We start from the raw sequence: 15,627 nt of genomic DNA on the forward strand, positions 1-15,627 counted from the left end.
TTAGAATATAAGGAAACTAAGCAGGCTGTCTAGTTGCAGCAATTACAACTTCACGAATATTGATATTCTGAGGTTGGCTATACATAAACATAGCGGTACGAGCAATATCATCAGCTACTAATACACCACCCATAGACTCTTTCCAGCTTTCATAATCTGATTTAATTTGATCAGAAGTTGTATGGCTTAGAAGTTCTGTTTCAACAGCACCTGGACAAATTGTCATAATTCTTACATTATCATCAGCTACTTCTTCACGCACATTTTCACTCATTGAAGAAACCGCAAATTTTGTACCTACATAAGCAGCATGATTAGGGAATGATTTTTTACCCGCAATTGAGCTTATGTTAATGATCGTGCCATGCTTTCTAGCTTTCATATCAGCAAGTACTGCTTGCATACCGTTAAGTAGCGCTAGCACATTTACATCATACATTTTTTGCCATTCGATAGGATCTTGAGTATCAATCTGACCAAGAAGCATTAAACCTGCATTATTTACTAATAACTCAACTGGTCCATATTCTGCTTCCGCATCTTTTATAGCGCCTCTTAAAGCTTGTGCATCTGTCACATCAACTTTACGGATCATTGTATTCGGTAAATTTAATTCTTCAATTTTCTCTACTCTTCTACCTATTAGTAAAATTGAATGCCCAGCTTCTGAAAATCTTTTTGCAATTGCTGCACCAATTCCTGAACTTGCACCTGTAATTACAACTAATGATTTAGCCATCTTATTTCTCCTGTTTTAGTTAATTTATTTCACTGTGTTTTATTGATTGTAAATTCTACAGAAACTTATTAGACTGATAAATACCAATAATCATAAAACATTGTTATAAAATAATGAACAATATTCATTGGCGAGGAATTTATACTTTTATTCACGTAGCTGAGCAACAAAGCTTTACTCAAGCAGCTGATATCTTAGGTATGGCAAAGTCAAATCTTAGCCAAAGTATTAAAGATCTAGAAACTCATCTTAAAGTTCAACTTTTTTATAGAAGTACTAGACATGTCCGCCTTACTGAAATTGGACAAGAATATTACCAAAAATGTAAAAAGGCTCTTCATGATTTAGATATAGCGACTCAGCTTGCTACTCAAGAAAATAATGAAATAAACGGTACCATCAAAATCAACTGTGTTGGTGGAATACTTGGTGAAGATGTTATCGCACCAATATTACTCAAGTTTCAACAACTAAACCCTAAAGTAAACATTCATCTAGATTTCTCAAGCACTAGAGTCAATCTGTTAGAAAGCGATTATGACCTAGTAATTCGTATGGGCAACCTTCCTGATTCAAACCTTATAATTTCACCATTAAAAACTGTTTCTACTAAATATACAGCGAGTAACGATTTTATTAAAAAATATGGTCAAATAACAAACCCTAGACAGCTTGAGAAACTTCCTTTGATATATGGCAGTGTCAAACAATGGTCTCTTATTTCTAAAAAAGACAAATATACTCTTCATATTCACAATAATGGCACTCATGCAACTAATGGTAGAGTTATGAAACAAGCTGCTTTACTTGGATTGGGAGTTACTAGACTAGTCGATATATATGTAGAAGCAGATATTAAAAATGGCAACCTAATAGAAATATTACCGGAATATGCTGAAAAAACACAGCTCTCAATAGTATCGCTACCAGTTAAATATCAGCTTAAAAGAATCATCTCTCTTATAAAGTATCTGAAAGAAAATTTTGAGCAACAATATTTTGATATTACGAACTCAACGATTAAGTAACGCCCTATCATAACGAATTGTCAATCTATCAAAATTTTTCTTAATTTGCATCTGAGTATGCTTAACTAATTCCTTATAAAGGTCACTGTTATGTTTTTTTTGTTGAATAAATAAAGTTCTATAAGTTTTTAAATTAATTAAAAGCTCATCCATTAAGATCACAATTTTTTTGTACTCATAATATTTCTTGGTAGTCGAAAATTCATATTTTGCATTTGTCAATATTTCATTAAGTTTTATATTTCTCTCTACAAGAGAGATAATTTTACGGTTCCTAACACTTCTATCAACATCATTAACTATTTTTTTAAACTCCCCATAAATACTATACATTTCTTTATTAAAAAGACTCCTATTCTTTTGCCCTCTCGATAGAAATGTAATAACTACAATGCAAACTGTCCCGATAGCAACACATGTTACCCTTACGAAAAATAGCTCCGTATCCCAGCCTATAAATAATCCAAAGAACATTACTAAATAGATATGTATAAAAAACACACTTGTCGCATAATTTAAGAAAAGAGTATAGATCCATAATGCTAATGCAATACCACAAAGTGTCGCTACTAGTGTAAAATTATGTGGAATATAATCTTGTATAAACATTAAAACTACAGAGCCCAATGATGTTCCTAAAAGAGAAAATATTATAATAGCCTTAGCTCTTGTAATCACAACACTTGTACTAGTACTAGCTGCAACACTAACTACTGCTATTACAACCCAATATATTCTATCTCTAAAGCTCTCATCACCACTAAAACTAAAAAGCACATAACAAAGTATCAATCCTAATGTAGATGCTATTAAGACTCTAAAAGCAAGTAGAGTTGTATCAGGCAGCTTATCAATAAATCTCTCTTTAAATAAGATCATAATAAGCCTCACGAATATTTTCTAAACTAATCATCATATCATCAAGAAGCAATATGCTATCAAATAACAATCCTCTCTTTTGACTATCATGTTGATATTTTTGAATATGGTTTATTTCCAATTTATATTTTAAATGACTAAGCTCTTGTTCTTTTTTCTCAAACCTTTCCGAATCTTTTTGAATATATAACATCAAAAATAATGTCTCTTTATAGATCTTTTCTAAATCTTGCGATAACTCTTGTACTTCATTAGCATCTTTAAACCCCAAACTAAGATAGTTCAAATTTAGTTTTTTGTATATCAAAAGAAATCTTGCTGACAATCGATTAAATACTACAAAATTATGACTCAAATATCTCCAATCTTCATGATTGTTCGTTTTCAAAAACATCAGCCCATGACTCTTAAAAGAATTTATATTTTGATGCTTCATATTACTAACCTCTAGAACATCTGTTTGACTAAATCTTCTATATCGAGCTTTTTCAAATGTATCTATATAGGTTCTAACAAAAAGTTTGATAAATTCATTTGTAACTTTTTTAATATCTTGTTCATTCATAATTTTATAACTACGAATTAATATCAAATAAAAAGCTAATCCTATAAGTATAGCCGTAAATGTAAAATCTAAATGATTAGACTTAGCAAGTGGATAACGAATGAATGCTATACATGTAATTACAACTACCATTACGGGAAATACTGCAAAGGCTTCACCAAACCGTCTTGTCCAAAAAGCCACAAAAACCACAAAAACTATCAGCATAAAATCTGTCTGAAACATAGAGTGAACATACGGAGAAATATTAACGACAACTATTGCTGTAATCATATACAGTACAAAGGCTACACGCTTAGCAGGAATACTCCCCATTAGAATACTTCCAGCAAGATTTGCTATAAATAAAATACTTATAATAATCAGATTTTTATCAATCTGAAAGTATGATGTAACACCAAGAAACACAAACAGAATAACTGCTGATTTTATAGCCCCATCTTGAAATACTTTTATAGGATCTTGGTCTATATATTTATGGTAGATCTCTCTTAATTTCAACACAAAAGGCCACAACGCGGAACATTAAAAACATATAGCAAATTATATGGTAAAAATTACTTAATTAATATCATTTCAGTAGTTATTTTCACAATAAAATATAGTAAAATTTAATAGCTAAAAATAATATAAAACTATTTTCTTGTTATGATTTATAATGAAACTTATGATGTAATAGTTATTGGTGGTGGTCATGCTGGCGTTGAAGCAGCTGCTGCATCTGCACGAATTGGTGCAAAAACACTACTATTAACACACAACATCGACACAATTGGACAAATGTCTTGCAACCCTGCTATTGGTGGAATTGGTAAAGGACATCTTGTCAAAGAAATTGATGCTATGGGTGGTATCATGGCAAAGGCTATTGATATGGCTGGCATTCAATTTAGAATTCTTAACTCTCGTAAGGGCCCTGCTGTGCGAGCTACAAGAGCACAAGCTGATAGGGTACTCTATAAAAAAGCCATAAACACCTTACTAAATAACCAAGAAAATTTAGAAATCTTTCAAGACTCTGTTGATGATCTAGTTGTTGAAAATGATACTGTTTGTGGTGCTGTCACAAAAACTGGCATCACATTTAAAGCTAAAAAAGTTATTCTTACAGTTGGTACATTTTTAGGTGGTAAAATTCATATAGGTAAAGTCTCACAGTCAGGCGGCAGAGCTGGAGACCAACCATCAAATGCACTAGCAGCTCGCCTAAGAGCATTACCATTTAGAGTTGATAGACTAAAAACAGGCACACCTCCGCGCATAGACTGTCGTAGTGTTGATTTTAATGCTATGGATGTTCAGCATGGTGATACACCAGCACCTTACTTTTCATTTTTTTCGAAAGGTAAGATTGAACACCCGAGACAGATACCTTGTTATATCACGTATACAAACCCCAAGACTCATGAAATTATCACAAACAATCTTGACAAATCTGCGATGTATAGTGGTCTTATCGAGGGAATTGGACCAAGATATTGCCCTTCTATTGAGGATAAAATTGTAAGATTTGCGGATAAAGATAGACATCAGATATTTGTTGAGCCTGAGGGTCTAAATAGTATTGAACTATACCCAAACGGCTTATCAACCAGCCTACCATTTGAAGTACAGTGGGATTATATTCGCTCAATCAAAGGATTTGAGAATGCCTTTATTATGCGCCCTGGATATGCGATTGAGTATGATTTTTTTGATCCAAGAGATCTTAGGCCTACTTTAGAGACAAAATATATCAAGAACCTATATTTTGCAGGACAAATCAACGGTACTACAGGGTATGAAGAAGCAGGAGCTCAAGGTCTCGTTGCTGGTATCAATGCTGCTATCAGCTTAGATAATGATAAGTCTTGGTACCCTACTCGTGCAAATAGTTACATGGGTGTGCTTATTGATGATCTTATTACCAAGGGTACAAAAGAGCCATATAGAATGTTTACATCTCGAGCTGAATATAGACTAATTCTTCGTGAAGATAATGCTGATTTACGCTTATCAGACGCAGCTTGTGAATTAGGTTTATTAAATAAAGAAGATGAGCAATATTTCACTAATAAAAAGAGCTCCATTAATGAAAATATTGAGACTATGAAAAGCACTTGGATAGGTCCTCAAACTCAAAAAGCCCGTGACTTAGAAAAATTCCTAGACAAAAAAATGACTCGTGAAAGTACTCTTTTTGATTTACTTAAGCGACCTGAGCTAGACTATAAAAAACTACAGGAAATACCAGGTCTAAACTTAGACCTTACTGATGAAGCTGTTATTGAACAAATTGAAATATCCGCAAAATACTCTGGTTATATTGAACGACAGAATAAAGATATTGCAAAGTCAGCTACTTTAGAGCAAAAACAAATACCAACAGATTTTAACTATAGCCAAGTTAAAGGTTTGTCCAACGAAGTTCTACAAAAGTTAACTGAACAAAAACCTACAACTTTAGGTGAAGCATCGCGTATACCAGGTGTAACTCCTGCTGCGATATCGCTGTTGACCATTTACATGAAGAAAACGGGTTTTCTAAAATAAAGGAGTAAGATATGCAACGAAATTTTATCAAAATAATCATACTAACTTGTTTAGCACTTACTCTTTTTTCTTGTGCAACGAGACAGAAATATATTGATCAGCAAAAAGCATGGATTGGTAAAAATATTCAAGGTTATATTGAAGAGTTTGGTATGCCTGAAAATGTTATCCAAGTATCTCCAGATCCTGAAATTGAAACTTATGTATACGTCCGCACTGCTGTTAACCCTAATACTCCTGCACTTGCTGGCAATCCGATGAACAGTTTGATCATGGCAAATAGAAATCCTCGCTTTGTTCAATTCGGAGCTTTAAAATGCACTACTTGGGTATCTATAAACAAAAATACAAAAATTATTAAAAATATCACATTCCGTGGTAACTACTGCGCAACTAGAAACTAAACTGGAAAAATAATGACTATAAAACAAACATCAACTCCTTTAGTTACAGGCCTTGTATCAGCAGCTATATGCTTTAGCTTTGGATTTTTCACAAATGTCTTTAAGTATAATGGGCTTGAGTTCTTTTACGCTTATATCGCATTTTTAATTTTACTTTGCTACCCAATGAACTTAGTAGCGATATATTTCCAAAAAACCTTTCCTACCTTAAACACTCACAATAAGTTAATTAGACAACTTACAGGTAGCGCAAAATTTAGGCCAATGAGTATATTACTTACACTAACTATGGTCGTCTTAGTAGCTCTAGTGATGTTTAATGTATCAACCTACGTGTTAGATTTTTTTGACAATATTCCCGCTATAGATAGATTAAGTGATTCAAGCCTAAGATTTAGTGATAATCTTCCTATTTATATTTCATTACTTGCGGTATTTATAGTTATTTTGCTAATGTTTACTCTAGCTAGTAACAAAAAGCTAAACTTAAATGAAACACTCAAGGTAGCTGCTCATATATCACTATATTTAGTGGCAGTATTAATGCTAATGGTTATCTATTCACCTCAAGGTATAGTTGGTATTAAAGATTTTATTCTAGGTTTAAATTATCAAAAAATAGAACAAATACGTAACATGTTAGGTTTAGCAATGATATATGCTATCCTAAGCAACTTTATCTCAATTGCTTTTTATAAAAACATTATCAACATTGACGATGAAGATTACAATAATCTAAAACTTGGTGCGTTTAAAAGTATCTTTTACAATATAATTTTTTCACTTTTTATATGCATAACGATATATGCTACTTTAGGAAACTATAGAAGCTTCCTACAGCCAACAGATTCTATACAGATAACAACTGTCTTTAAAATTATTAAATATAATTTCCCAACCTACTACCTATTGCTTGAGATAATATTTATCACATTAAATTTAGTAGTCTTCGTAGCAGCTCTTAAATATATCTTTGAAATTGGCTCCAAACTATATACAAGACTACTGTTATTACTTATTCCATTTATAATAGCTATAGTGTTTATTAAAGCAAATATTGCATATATAGACTTCTCAAAAATGCTTGGACTACACTTAGTAATAATCTTCTTATTTTTATTTGATGTCTTTGTCGTCGGCTGGATATATGATGCACAAAAAGCTAGTTATGAAATGCTAAAAAGTAATGGAACAAAGCTTTCTCCAGTATTCAATATTACATTAAGAATTGCCATTCCATTTATTTGCATATTTGTAACTATAGGATACGTTTTTCTACCGATGTCTTTAATGTGGCAAGCCATAGCAGCTATAGCTTGTGTTATAGCTTATATTATTAAAGGTAGTATTTTTAGCAACACTCTTAACAAAAGAAGGTTTTAAAATGTTCTTCAACAAAAAAAATAATCAAGATGAATTAAAAAAAGCAGCTGCAATTGAGGCTGCAAAGCATATTACTTCGGAAATCACACTAGGTGTTGGTACAGGTAGTACGGTAGCTTTTTTAATTGAAGAGTTAGTGAATTATAAAGATAAGATCAAACAAGTAGTCTCCAGCTCAGAGGACTCTACTAAAAAATTAAAATCTCTAGGCTTTGATGTAGTAGATCTTAACTATGCTGGAGAAATTGACCTTTATATCGATGGTGCTGATGAGTGTAATAATCATAAAGAACTTATTAAAGGTGGCGGTGCAGCTCTTACTCGTGAGAAAATATGTGTAGCTGCAGCTAAGAAATTTATTTGTATAATTGATGAATCTAAAAAAGTTAATATTCTTGGTAACTTTCCTCTACCTGTAGAGGTTATTCCAATGGCTAGAAGTTATGTAGCTCGTGAAATAGTCAAGCTCGGGGGACAGCCAGTATATAGAGAACAAACAATCACTGATAATGGTAATGTAATCTTAGATGTACATAATTTAAAAATTGATAACCCTCTCAAACTAGAAACACAACTAAATCAAATCACAGGTGTTGTAACTAATGGTATTTTTGCCTTAAAACCTGCTGATGTAGTAATTATGGCTAAAAATGATAGTGAGATTGAGACTATCTAAATGCAGACCCCCTTTCCAAAAAACAACATTAAATACCAACTTCTTGATGAATCACATTTTAAAGAAGTTTCTAACCTTTTTGCCGATAGCTTTATAAATTAAGAACTACTTATTAAAAATAGTGGCGTACTATATGAGAACTATATTCTTGCTACTAGAGTTCGTACTCAACATGCTATCGAAAATAAAATGTCTGCTGTCGCAATATGTCAAGATACTCAAAAAGTAGCTGGATTTTGTATAAATTTAGACCCCTATTCAAGCTCACAAGTTGATAGAAGCTCGTATGCTGACAAAGACCCTGCTTTTAAGCTTATTAATCGAATACTTACCGAACTTTATAAAGATGTTAAGCTTATAGAAAAAGCTGGCGTAAACTTTTCTATTTATGCTCTAGCTGTTGCTGAAGATTTTCAGAATCTAGGAATTGCTACAACACTTATCAAACTAAGCGAGCAAATAGCATTAGATAATAATTTTTCGAAAATTTTTATAGATGCTACAAGTCTTGGTACTTATAAAATAGCCCGAAAATTAAATTATAAACAGTTAGCTCAAATTAATTATCAAGATTTCAATTATGAAGGTAGAAAACCTTTTAAGAATATCACAAACCATATTGGACCTACTGTCTTTAACAAGCAAATATAATAACTATTTACGCCTTATAAACTTAAATAATAAAGGCATTAATGCTAAGACTCCCAAAACACTTAAAGCCAAGATAAACTTACTATCTATAAAATTATTCATATTGCCCACTAGTATAGATTGCTTAGCATGTACCCCAAACCAAACATAGATAAAGGTCACAGGGATAATTCCTATTAATGTTGTAAAAAAGAAAATGCTATTTTTAACTTTTAAAATACCAGCTAAGATATTTGGTACAAAAAATGGTATTGGCAAAAGCCTCGAAACAAATAATATAGCAATAGGATAATTCTCAACTAATGATTTAAATTTTGAAACAATTTTGTATTTTGGATTATTAGATACCTCACCCCAATTATACTTTATAAGTATAAAGGTAAACATAGCCCCTATAGTCGCTGAAAATAAGCAAACTATAAACCCTAACCACAGCCCAAATAAAAGCCCTGCTAATATCTTTAAAAAAGGCTTTACAGGGACAGAAAAAAATACAGTTAAAATATAAGCAATCCCATAACAAAAACTAGCTATAACAATATGATTATCAACATAATAATCAATCTGATTATATGCTAATTGTAGTTTTTGAAGGTTAAAATATTTATAACCATTGAGGATTAAAAATAAAAAAATCCCAAAACTCATAAAGAATATTAAAAATAGTCTTTTAAGGAGTAAGGGATTTGATTTTCTCACTTAAATTTTGAGAAAGCTAGCTTAGATATAATTAAGCTAATGCAGCTTTTGCTTTTTCTACAACAGCAGCAAAAGCATCTTTGTTGTATACAGCCAACTCAGCTAATGCTTTTCTATCTAGCTCAACACCAGCTTTGTTTAAGCCATTAATTAATTGGCTATAGCTAATATCATGTTGTCTAGCTGCAGCATTGATACGAACGATCCAAAGTGATCTGAATGTTCTTTTCTTAACTTTACGGTCTCTATAAGCATATTGACCTGCTTTAATTACTGCTTGTTTAGCTACTCTATATACTCTTGAACGAGCACCATAGTAACCTTTAGCTTGATTTAAAATCTTCTTATGACGTGCGCGTGCTGTTACGCCTCTTTTTACTCTTGACATTATTTAGTCTCCACTTTAAAAATTGATAAACAAACTTATGCGTAAGGCATTTGTTGAACTAGGCTAGCTTGATCAACTTTAGCTACTTGATTCATACCTCTTAAATGACGCTTTCTTTTAGTAGTCATCTTAGTGTTGATATGAGCACGGTTTGCACAACGGTGTTTGAAACCACCCTTACCAGTCTTTTTAAAGCGCTTAGCAGCACCACTCTTAGTTTTTAACTTAGGCATTTTTAAATACTCCGCATTGTATTAATTGTTATTATTTTAATTTACTACTTTTTCTTTGGTCCTAAAACCATAATCATTTGACGACCTTCCATTTTAGGTTGGTGTTCCACTACACCATAATCAGCAGCATCGTTTGCCATACGCTTAAGCATTTCCATACCTAATTCTTTGTGTGACATTTCTCTACCTCTGAATCTCAGTGTAACTTTTACTTTATCGCCTTTTTCAAGGAATTTTAGCAGGTTGCGTAGTTTTACCTGATAATCCCCTACATCAGTCACAGGTCTAAGCTTTACTTCTTTTACTTGTGTCTGTTTTTGGTTCTTTTTAGCTTGTGCTTTTTTCTTACCCTGTTCGAATAAGTATTTACCATAGTCCATCAAACGACAAACTGGTGGCTTAGCATTTGCTACCATTTCAACCAAATCAACATTAGCTCCTTCAGCCAATGCCAAAGCATCATTGATAGAAACTATTCCTATTTGTTCTCCATCAACTCCAACTAGACGCACCTCTTTAGCTTTAATTTGCTCATTAATTGGTGCTTTTTTATCCGCTTTAATAACTATTTTCCTCCACAGAAATTATTATTTTTTATTTTTAACTTGTTCTTTCAGATAAGAGCAAAAATCTTGTGTCGACATCTGTCCTAGATCTTCACCATTATGTTTTCTGATAGTAATAATCTTTTGTTCTTGCTCATTTTTACCCAGAATTACAAGGTATGGAAGTCGCAAAAGAGTATGCTCACGTATTTTAAACCCAATCTTTTCATTTCTCAAGTCTAATTTAACTCTTATACCACTTTTTTCAAGCTCTTCGGCAACTTCTTGACAATATTCATCTTGATGATTACTAATACCCATCACAGCAACCTGAGTAGGAGTTAGCCAAAGTGGTAAATTACCAGCATAATGTTCTATAAGCATACCAATAAATCTCTCCAAAGATCCTACTATAGCTCTATGTAACATTACAGGAACTTGCTTATCACCATTTTTATCAATATAAGTAGCTCCAAGTCTTTGAGGCATTGAGAAATCAAGCTGAATAGTTCCACACTGCCAACTTCTACCAATAGCATCTTTTAAATGAAATTCTATTTTAGGACCATAAAAAGCACCTTCTCCAGGAAGCAATTCATAATTTACACTATGCGCCTCTAAAGCATTCTTTAACATCTGCTCTGATCTGTCCCAGGTCTCATCATCACCAATTCTATTTTCTGGCCTAAGAGCAATCTTGACATCAAAATCATTAAAGCCAAAATCTTTGTAAACCTCAAAGCATTGCTTAACCATTAAGATAACTTCTTCTTCAACCTGCTCAGGAGTACAAAAAGCATGACCATCATCTTGGGTAAAACTTCTAACTCTAAGCAAACCATGAAGTGATCCAGAAGGCTCATTTCTATGAACTATACCAAACTCTGCCATTCTTACAGGTAAATCTCTATAGCTATGAAGTTTAGTATTATAAACTTGTACACAAGTTGGACAGTTCATTGGTCTAATTGCAAAATCTCTATTTTCAGATTTTGTTGCAAACATATTTTCAGCATACTTTGATGCATGTCCCGACTTCTCCCATAAGCTAAAATCTGCTATGAGTGGAGTTCTAATCTCACTACAGCCATATTTGTTATTTGAGGCACGCATATAGTCTTCAACTTCACGCCAAATTCTCACACCATTATCATGCCAAAATGGAATACCTGGAGAATCTTCTTGAAAATGAAATAAACCCAAAGCCTTGCCAATCTTACGATGATCACGCTTTTCAGCTTCTTCAAGCATATGTAAATATTGCTCAAGGTCTTCTTTGGTAGCCCAACAAGTTCCATATATTCTAGTTAGCATTTCATTATTAGAATCCCCTCTCCAATATGCACCTGCTAATTTTGTAAGTTTGAAAGCTTTGATAACTGATGTGCTTGGAATATGCGGACCACGACAAAGATCACTAAATTCACCTTGAGTGTAAATCTTAATTTGCTGATCTGCTGGAATACTATCAATTATATCAACCTTATAATTTTCACCTTGAGCTTTAAAAAACTCAATTGCTTCATCTTTAGAAACAATTCTATAGCTAACAGGTGTGCCCTTCTTAGCTAGCTCTTTCATTTTCTTCTCTATCTTAGGAAGATCAGCTTCACCTATAGCTTCTTTGAAAGAAAAATCATAATAAAAACCATTGTCAACAACTGGACCTATTGTAACCTCTGTACTTGGATATAGCTCTTTAACTGCATGGGCAAGTAAATGTGCACATGAATGTCTTAAAATCTCAAGACCTTCAGTATCTTTCGTTGTGATTAATTTAAGTTCGCAATCACTATCAATAGTATCTTTTGCATCTTTAAGTTGCCCATTTATATACACTCCAACAGTAGCCTTAGCTAAACCAGGAGATATTGATTTTGCAACTTGTAAGGAATTAACACCTTTTTCAAACTCTTTTACAGAGCCATCAGGAAATGTAATATTTATCATAGCTTATATCTTCGTAATTTAATCAAACTGTAACAGCCTACTATTATATTGCATGCAGAGAATTATGTAAATTATATAATCTCTGATACCTCCATATCTCAAAACTGTTAAATGAAAAAAATCTATACAAAAAAATTATCAACAAATTATTTTACAAAACAAAAAATTATAGTAATAGTTTATTTTTCTATAAAATGTCAAGTCCTTACCTAACAAATTCATAATCATTTATTTAAAATTAAAAATATCCAAAAAATTAAAACAAATAGATCTGATATTTTTATTAAAATAGTTCATTTTTATAACCATACATCTAAATAAGAGCTTCAAATCTACATTTTTTATTTTACTTTCAAAACTGATATATTGAAGTTGTGAAGAGAAGTTCTCTTCATGTTTTGTTAAAAAATATAGATAAGGAGTCTTATCATGAAAATTAATAAAATAACAATGCTGACAACTCTAGCAATCTTAGCCAGCTCAGAAGCTTACTCACATGGTTATGTTGAAAGCCCAGCAGCTAGGGGTTATATGTGTAAATTAGGTGAAAATCTAAACTGTGGATCAATTGTAAATGAACCACAATCTATTGAAGCACCTGACTATCTATTTAACAGTTATAGTCAAAGAAATCCTTTACCTAGTGAAAATGGTACTCCCGTACAATTACTTGATAAAATGATGGGTAGTACAGGTGTAAGTGGTTTTTCTCAGCTTGATGAACAGGAACAATCTAGATGGGCGAAAACTGTTGTAAAACCAGGACAACAATTAGAGTTTAAATGGCATTTCACTGCTAACCATAGCTCTAACTATTTTAAATATTATATTACCAAAAAAGATTGGAATCCTGATCAATTACTAACAAGATCTTCTTTTGAAGATAAACCTTTAGATTGTTATTTTACTAACTCTAACTTCGATAGATTTGACCGCCCTCCTCAAGGACTCTCAAAAACATGTAACCTACCTAACAGAGAGGGTTATCAAGTAATAATGGCTGTTTGGGATGTCGCTGACACTACAAATAGTTTTTATAACTTAATAGACTTGGAGTTTAGTAATGACAAAACTCCTGGCTCTATTATAGATGGTAAATCTACAGGCTCAAGCAGCGAGCCTAAAGAATTTAACCCTGAAAGCACTTATGCAAATTCGGGAACATTAGTGATTTATGATGGTAAAGTTTATAAAAATAAATGGTATGTAAATCCAAATGGTTCTGCGCCAGGGACAGAGCAATATGGCCCATGGGAATACATAAGAGATTATGAAGAAACAAACCCTAGTAATTACAAACTAATGGGTACAATAAATGCAAGTGCTGCTGATTTATTGGCAGGAGGTAAAATCTATTTATATGTATTCTCCAATGATCCTGATTCTCAGATTAATAAAGAGTTCGAAATCCTAGATATAAAAGATGGTATGTCTACAGCTGACATCTATCAAAATGTAGCTAAGAATGTAAATAACATTAGTAGCGAACATTTAAACAACAACATAATTGCTGGTGTTGAAAATGCAAGTGGTGTCGTATCACCTAGTTCTGATAAGGTAAACATTTATCAGGTCAAAAATGGTCCATATACTCAAGCCAGCTTATCATTCAAACCTGATGCTACAAGTGTCAAAAATGAACTTCACCTTATGAATTTTAAAGATACATATTACCAAAATAGTAAAGGTGAAATATTTATCAACGGTCAAATTATGTCTCATGGTTCTAAGACAACTAATGTTTCAGTAGTTCTTCAAGATTCACAAGGTAATCAAGTAGATCGTAAGCAAGATATTATGATTGCACCTATGGATACTTATGACCTTTCTTGGAAGTTCGGAAACTTAGCTTCTGGTAATTATAAACTTATTATCTCAAGCGAAATGTCAGGAGCACAAGCTTGGCAGAAAGCTATGGATATTAAAATTGCAGCATCAGGTGGTGGCAGTGACGATGTTACAAAAGCCAAGGTATCATTTGAGGCTAATACTCCATTTTACTATGTTAAATCACAGGATGAGCCTGTAGTAGCTGTAGCTCACTATAAAGACATTGGTGAAGTTAACTTTAGTGATGGTCAGGTTATTAAGATTAACCCTTGGGCTCTAACAAGTGTTGCTATAGGAAATGACAATTCAACTTATGTAACATGCCCAAGACCCACAAATAATCAATCAGAAGTTACTTATGTTGTAACAGGTGGTTTAAACGACTTAAGTTGTAAAATTAAATAACTCATCTGCTGATTTTCTTTTATATTCTAATTATTTTCTCTATCAAAATCATCATTATACATTACATGCATTTTTGCTATAGTTGGATTTGTATTATATAAACCCTGATAAGCATTCATTACAACATTACATTTATTATCATATTTTTCATTACATTTCTTTAAATAGTATTTACAGAATTCTAAAGAAATTTTAGTATGAGTTTCATACTCTATACCTTTTTTAGGATTATAAACTTTACAAAAGTTAACATACGACTCACTAGCATATATATTTATGCTCAACAAAAAAAGAATTATAGAAAATAAGCCTTTCTTACTCCACATGACTTCTATAATCTTCTGGACTCAATAAATCGTTAACTTCTTTAGCATCAGATATTTCAATTTCAAACAACCAACCATCTGTATAACATGCTTGATTTATAAGTTTTGGATTATCCAAAAGAGCTTCATTAACTTTGGTAATCTTTCCAGATAATGGAGAATAAATATCAGATGCTGTCTTAACTGACTCTATTACACAAGCTTCATCATCTTTTTTATATTCTTGACCTACTTTAGGTAAGTCTACATATACTATTTCACCAAATTCATTCTGAGAATAGTCATCAATCCCAACTCTTGCAACATTATTTTTTACATCAACCCACTCATTAGTTTCTGTATATACATAGCTTTGATTTATTTCTGACATAAGATTCCTTTTCAATAGAGTTTT

Annotated in this window: 17 protein-coding genes; 7 read left to right on the top strand and 10 right to left on the bottom strand. The window is 32.3% G+C overall.

Features of this window, described 5'->3' with window-relative positions; all coding sequences use genetic code 11:
* Positions 1–16 precede the first annotated feature (16 nt).
* Entirely contained in the window at positions 17–739 is a 723-nt protein-coding gene (locus QI37_RS02340) for an SDR family oxidoreductase (protein WP_040008190.1), read from the bottom strand.
* A gap of 113 nt (positions 740–852) precedes the next feature.
* On the opposite strand from QI37_RS02340, the gene QI37_RS02345 reads away from it, so the two are divergent.
* Positions 853–1,767: a LysR family transcriptional regulator gene (locus tag QI37_RS02345; RefSeq protein WP_040008192.1), complete on the top strand. Its 915-nt coding sequence runs from the start codon at positions 853–855 to the stop codon at positions 1,765–1,767.
* Here the strand turns inward: QI37_RS02345 and QI37_RS02350 are convergent.
* Both QI37_RS02350 and QI37_RS02355 read right to left on the bottom strand, forming a co-directional pair.
* A complete protein-coding gene (locus tag QI37_RS02350; RefSeq protein WP_040008195.1) occupies positions 1,753–2,646 on the bottom strand; it encodes an FUSC family protein in 894 nt (297 codons plus the stop codon). The two genes, QI37_RS02345 and QI37_RS02350, sit on opposite strands and share 15 nt — an antisense overlap.
* Positions 2,633–3,715: a hypothetical protein gene (locus tag QI37_RS02355; protein ID WP_040008197.1), complete on the bottom strand. Its 1,083-nt coding sequence runs from the start codon at positions 3,713–3,715 to the stop codon at positions 2,633–2,635. Before QI37_RS02355 ends, QI37_RS02350 begins: the two co-directional genes overlap by 14 nt.
* A gap of 144 nt (positions 3,716–3,859) precedes the next feature.
* Between QI37_RS02355 and mnmG the strand changes: the two genes are divergently transcribed.
* The 5 genes from mnmG (at position 3,860) to QI37_RS02380 (ending at position 8,857) form a co-directional block, all read left to right on the top strand.
* Positions 3,860–5,743, top strand: coding sequence for a tRNA uridine-5-carboxymethylaminomethyl(34) synthesis enzyme MnmG (gene mnmG / locus QI37_RS02360; protein ID WP_040008199.1), 1,884 nt, complete (start codon positions 3,860–3,862; stop codon positions 5,741–5,743).
* A gap of 11 nt (positions 5,744–5,754) precedes the next feature.
* The gene (locus tag QI37_RS02365) at positions 5,755–6,147 is read left to right on the top strand and encodes a hypothetical protein (RefSeq protein ID WP_040008201.1); all 393 of its coding nucleotides are present in this window, start codon (positions 5,755–5,757) and stop codon (positions 6,145–6,147) included.
* Between the two features lie 12 nt (positions 6,148–6,159).
* Positions 6,160–7,530, top strand: a complete 1,371-nt coding sequence (locus QI37_RS02370; protein ID WP_040008204.1) for a hypothetical protein — start codon at positions 6,160–6,162, stop codon at positions 7,528–7,530.
* A gap of 1 nt (position 7,531) precedes the next feature.
* The gene (gene rpiA, locus QI37_RS02375; protein ID WP_040008207.1) at positions 7,532–8,206 is read left to right on the top strand and encodes a ribose-5-phosphate isomerase RpiA; all 675 of its coding nucleotides are present in this window, start codon (positions 7,532–7,534) and stop codon (positions 8,204–8,206) included.
* Between the two features lie 189 nt (positions 8,207–8,395).
* Positions 8,396–8,857, top strand: a complete 462-nt coding sequence (locus QI37_RS02380; protein ID WP_040008209.1) for a GNAT family N-acetyltransferase — start codon at positions 8,396–8,398, stop codon at positions 8,855–8,857.
* A 3-nt stretch (positions 8,858–8,860) separates the two neighbouring features.
* Here the strand turns inward: QI37_RS02380 and QI37_RS02385 are convergent, their stop codons facing one another.
* Genes QI37_RS02385 through thrS form a run of 5 tightly spaced genes read right to left on the bottom strand, consistent with a single transcriptional unit; the run spans position 8,861 to position 12,672 of the window.
* Complete coding sequence (locus QI37_RS02385) at positions 8,861–9,556, bottom strand: TVP38/TMEM64 family protein (RefSeq protein WP_144242692.1); 696 nt, start codon at positions 9,554–9,556, stop codon at positions 8,861–8,863.
* Between the two features lie 31 nt (positions 9,557–9,587).
* Positions 9,588–9,944 (bottom strand): 50S ribosomal protein L20, encoded by a 357-nt coding sequence (gene rplT, locus QI37_RS02390; RefSeq protein ID WP_013922899.1) that lies wholly within the window; start codon positions 9,942–9,944, stop codon positions 9,588–9,590.
* Between the two features lie 35 nt (positions 9,945–9,979).
* Complete coding sequence (rpmI, locus tag QI37_RS02395; RefSeq protein ID WP_013922898.1) at positions 9,980–10,177, bottom strand: 50S ribosomal protein L35; 198 nt, start codon at positions 10,175–10,177, stop codon at positions 9,980–9,982.
* Between the two features lie 44 nt (positions 10,178–10,221).
* Positions 10,222–10,758 (bottom strand): translation initiation factor IF-3, encoded by a 537-nt coding sequence (gene infC, locus QI37_RS02400; RefSeq protein ID WP_144242693.1) that lies wholly within the window; start codon positions 10,756–10,758, stop codon positions 10,222–10,224.
* Between the two features lie 6 nt (positions 10,759–10,764).
* Positions 10,765–12,672: a threonine--tRNA ligase gene (gene thrS / locus QI37_RS02405; RefSeq protein WP_040008213.1), complete on the bottom strand. Its 1,908-nt coding sequence runs from the start codon at positions 12,670–12,672 to the stop codon at positions 10,765–10,767.
* Positions 12,673–13,101: 429 nt separating this feature from the next.
* Here thrS and QI37_RS10075 point away from each other — a divergent pair, with 429 nt between their 5' ends.
* Positions 13,102–14,907, top strand: coding sequence for a lytic polysaccharide monooxygenase (locus tag QI37_RS10075; RefSeq protein WP_040008214.1), 1,806 nt, complete (start codon positions 13,102–13,104; stop codon positions 14,905–14,907).
* 26 nt (positions 14,908–14,933) lie between these two features.
* On the opposite strand, the gene QI37_RS02415 is transcribed toward QI37_RS10075, so the two are convergent.
* Entirely contained in the window at positions 14,934–15,233 is a 300-nt protein-coding gene (locus QI37_RS02415) for a hypothetical protein (RefSeq protein ID WP_040008216.1), read from the bottom strand.
* On the bottom strand, positions 15,223–15,603 hold the full coding sequence (gene gcvH / locus QI37_RS02420; protein WP_040008218.1) for a glycine cleavage system protein GcvH: 381 nt from the start codon (positions 15,601–15,603) through the stop codon (positions 15,223–15,225). The genes QI37_RS02415 and gcvH overlap by 11 nt, the downstream gene beginning before the upstream one ends.
* Between the last annotated feature and the right edge of the window lie 24 nt (positions 15,604–15,627).

This window comes from Candidatus Francisella endociliophora (assembly GCF_000764555.1).
In the GTDB taxonomy this organism is placed as follows: Bacteria; Pseudomonadota; Gammaproteobacteria; order Francisellales; family Francisellaceae; genus Francisella; species Francisella endociliophora.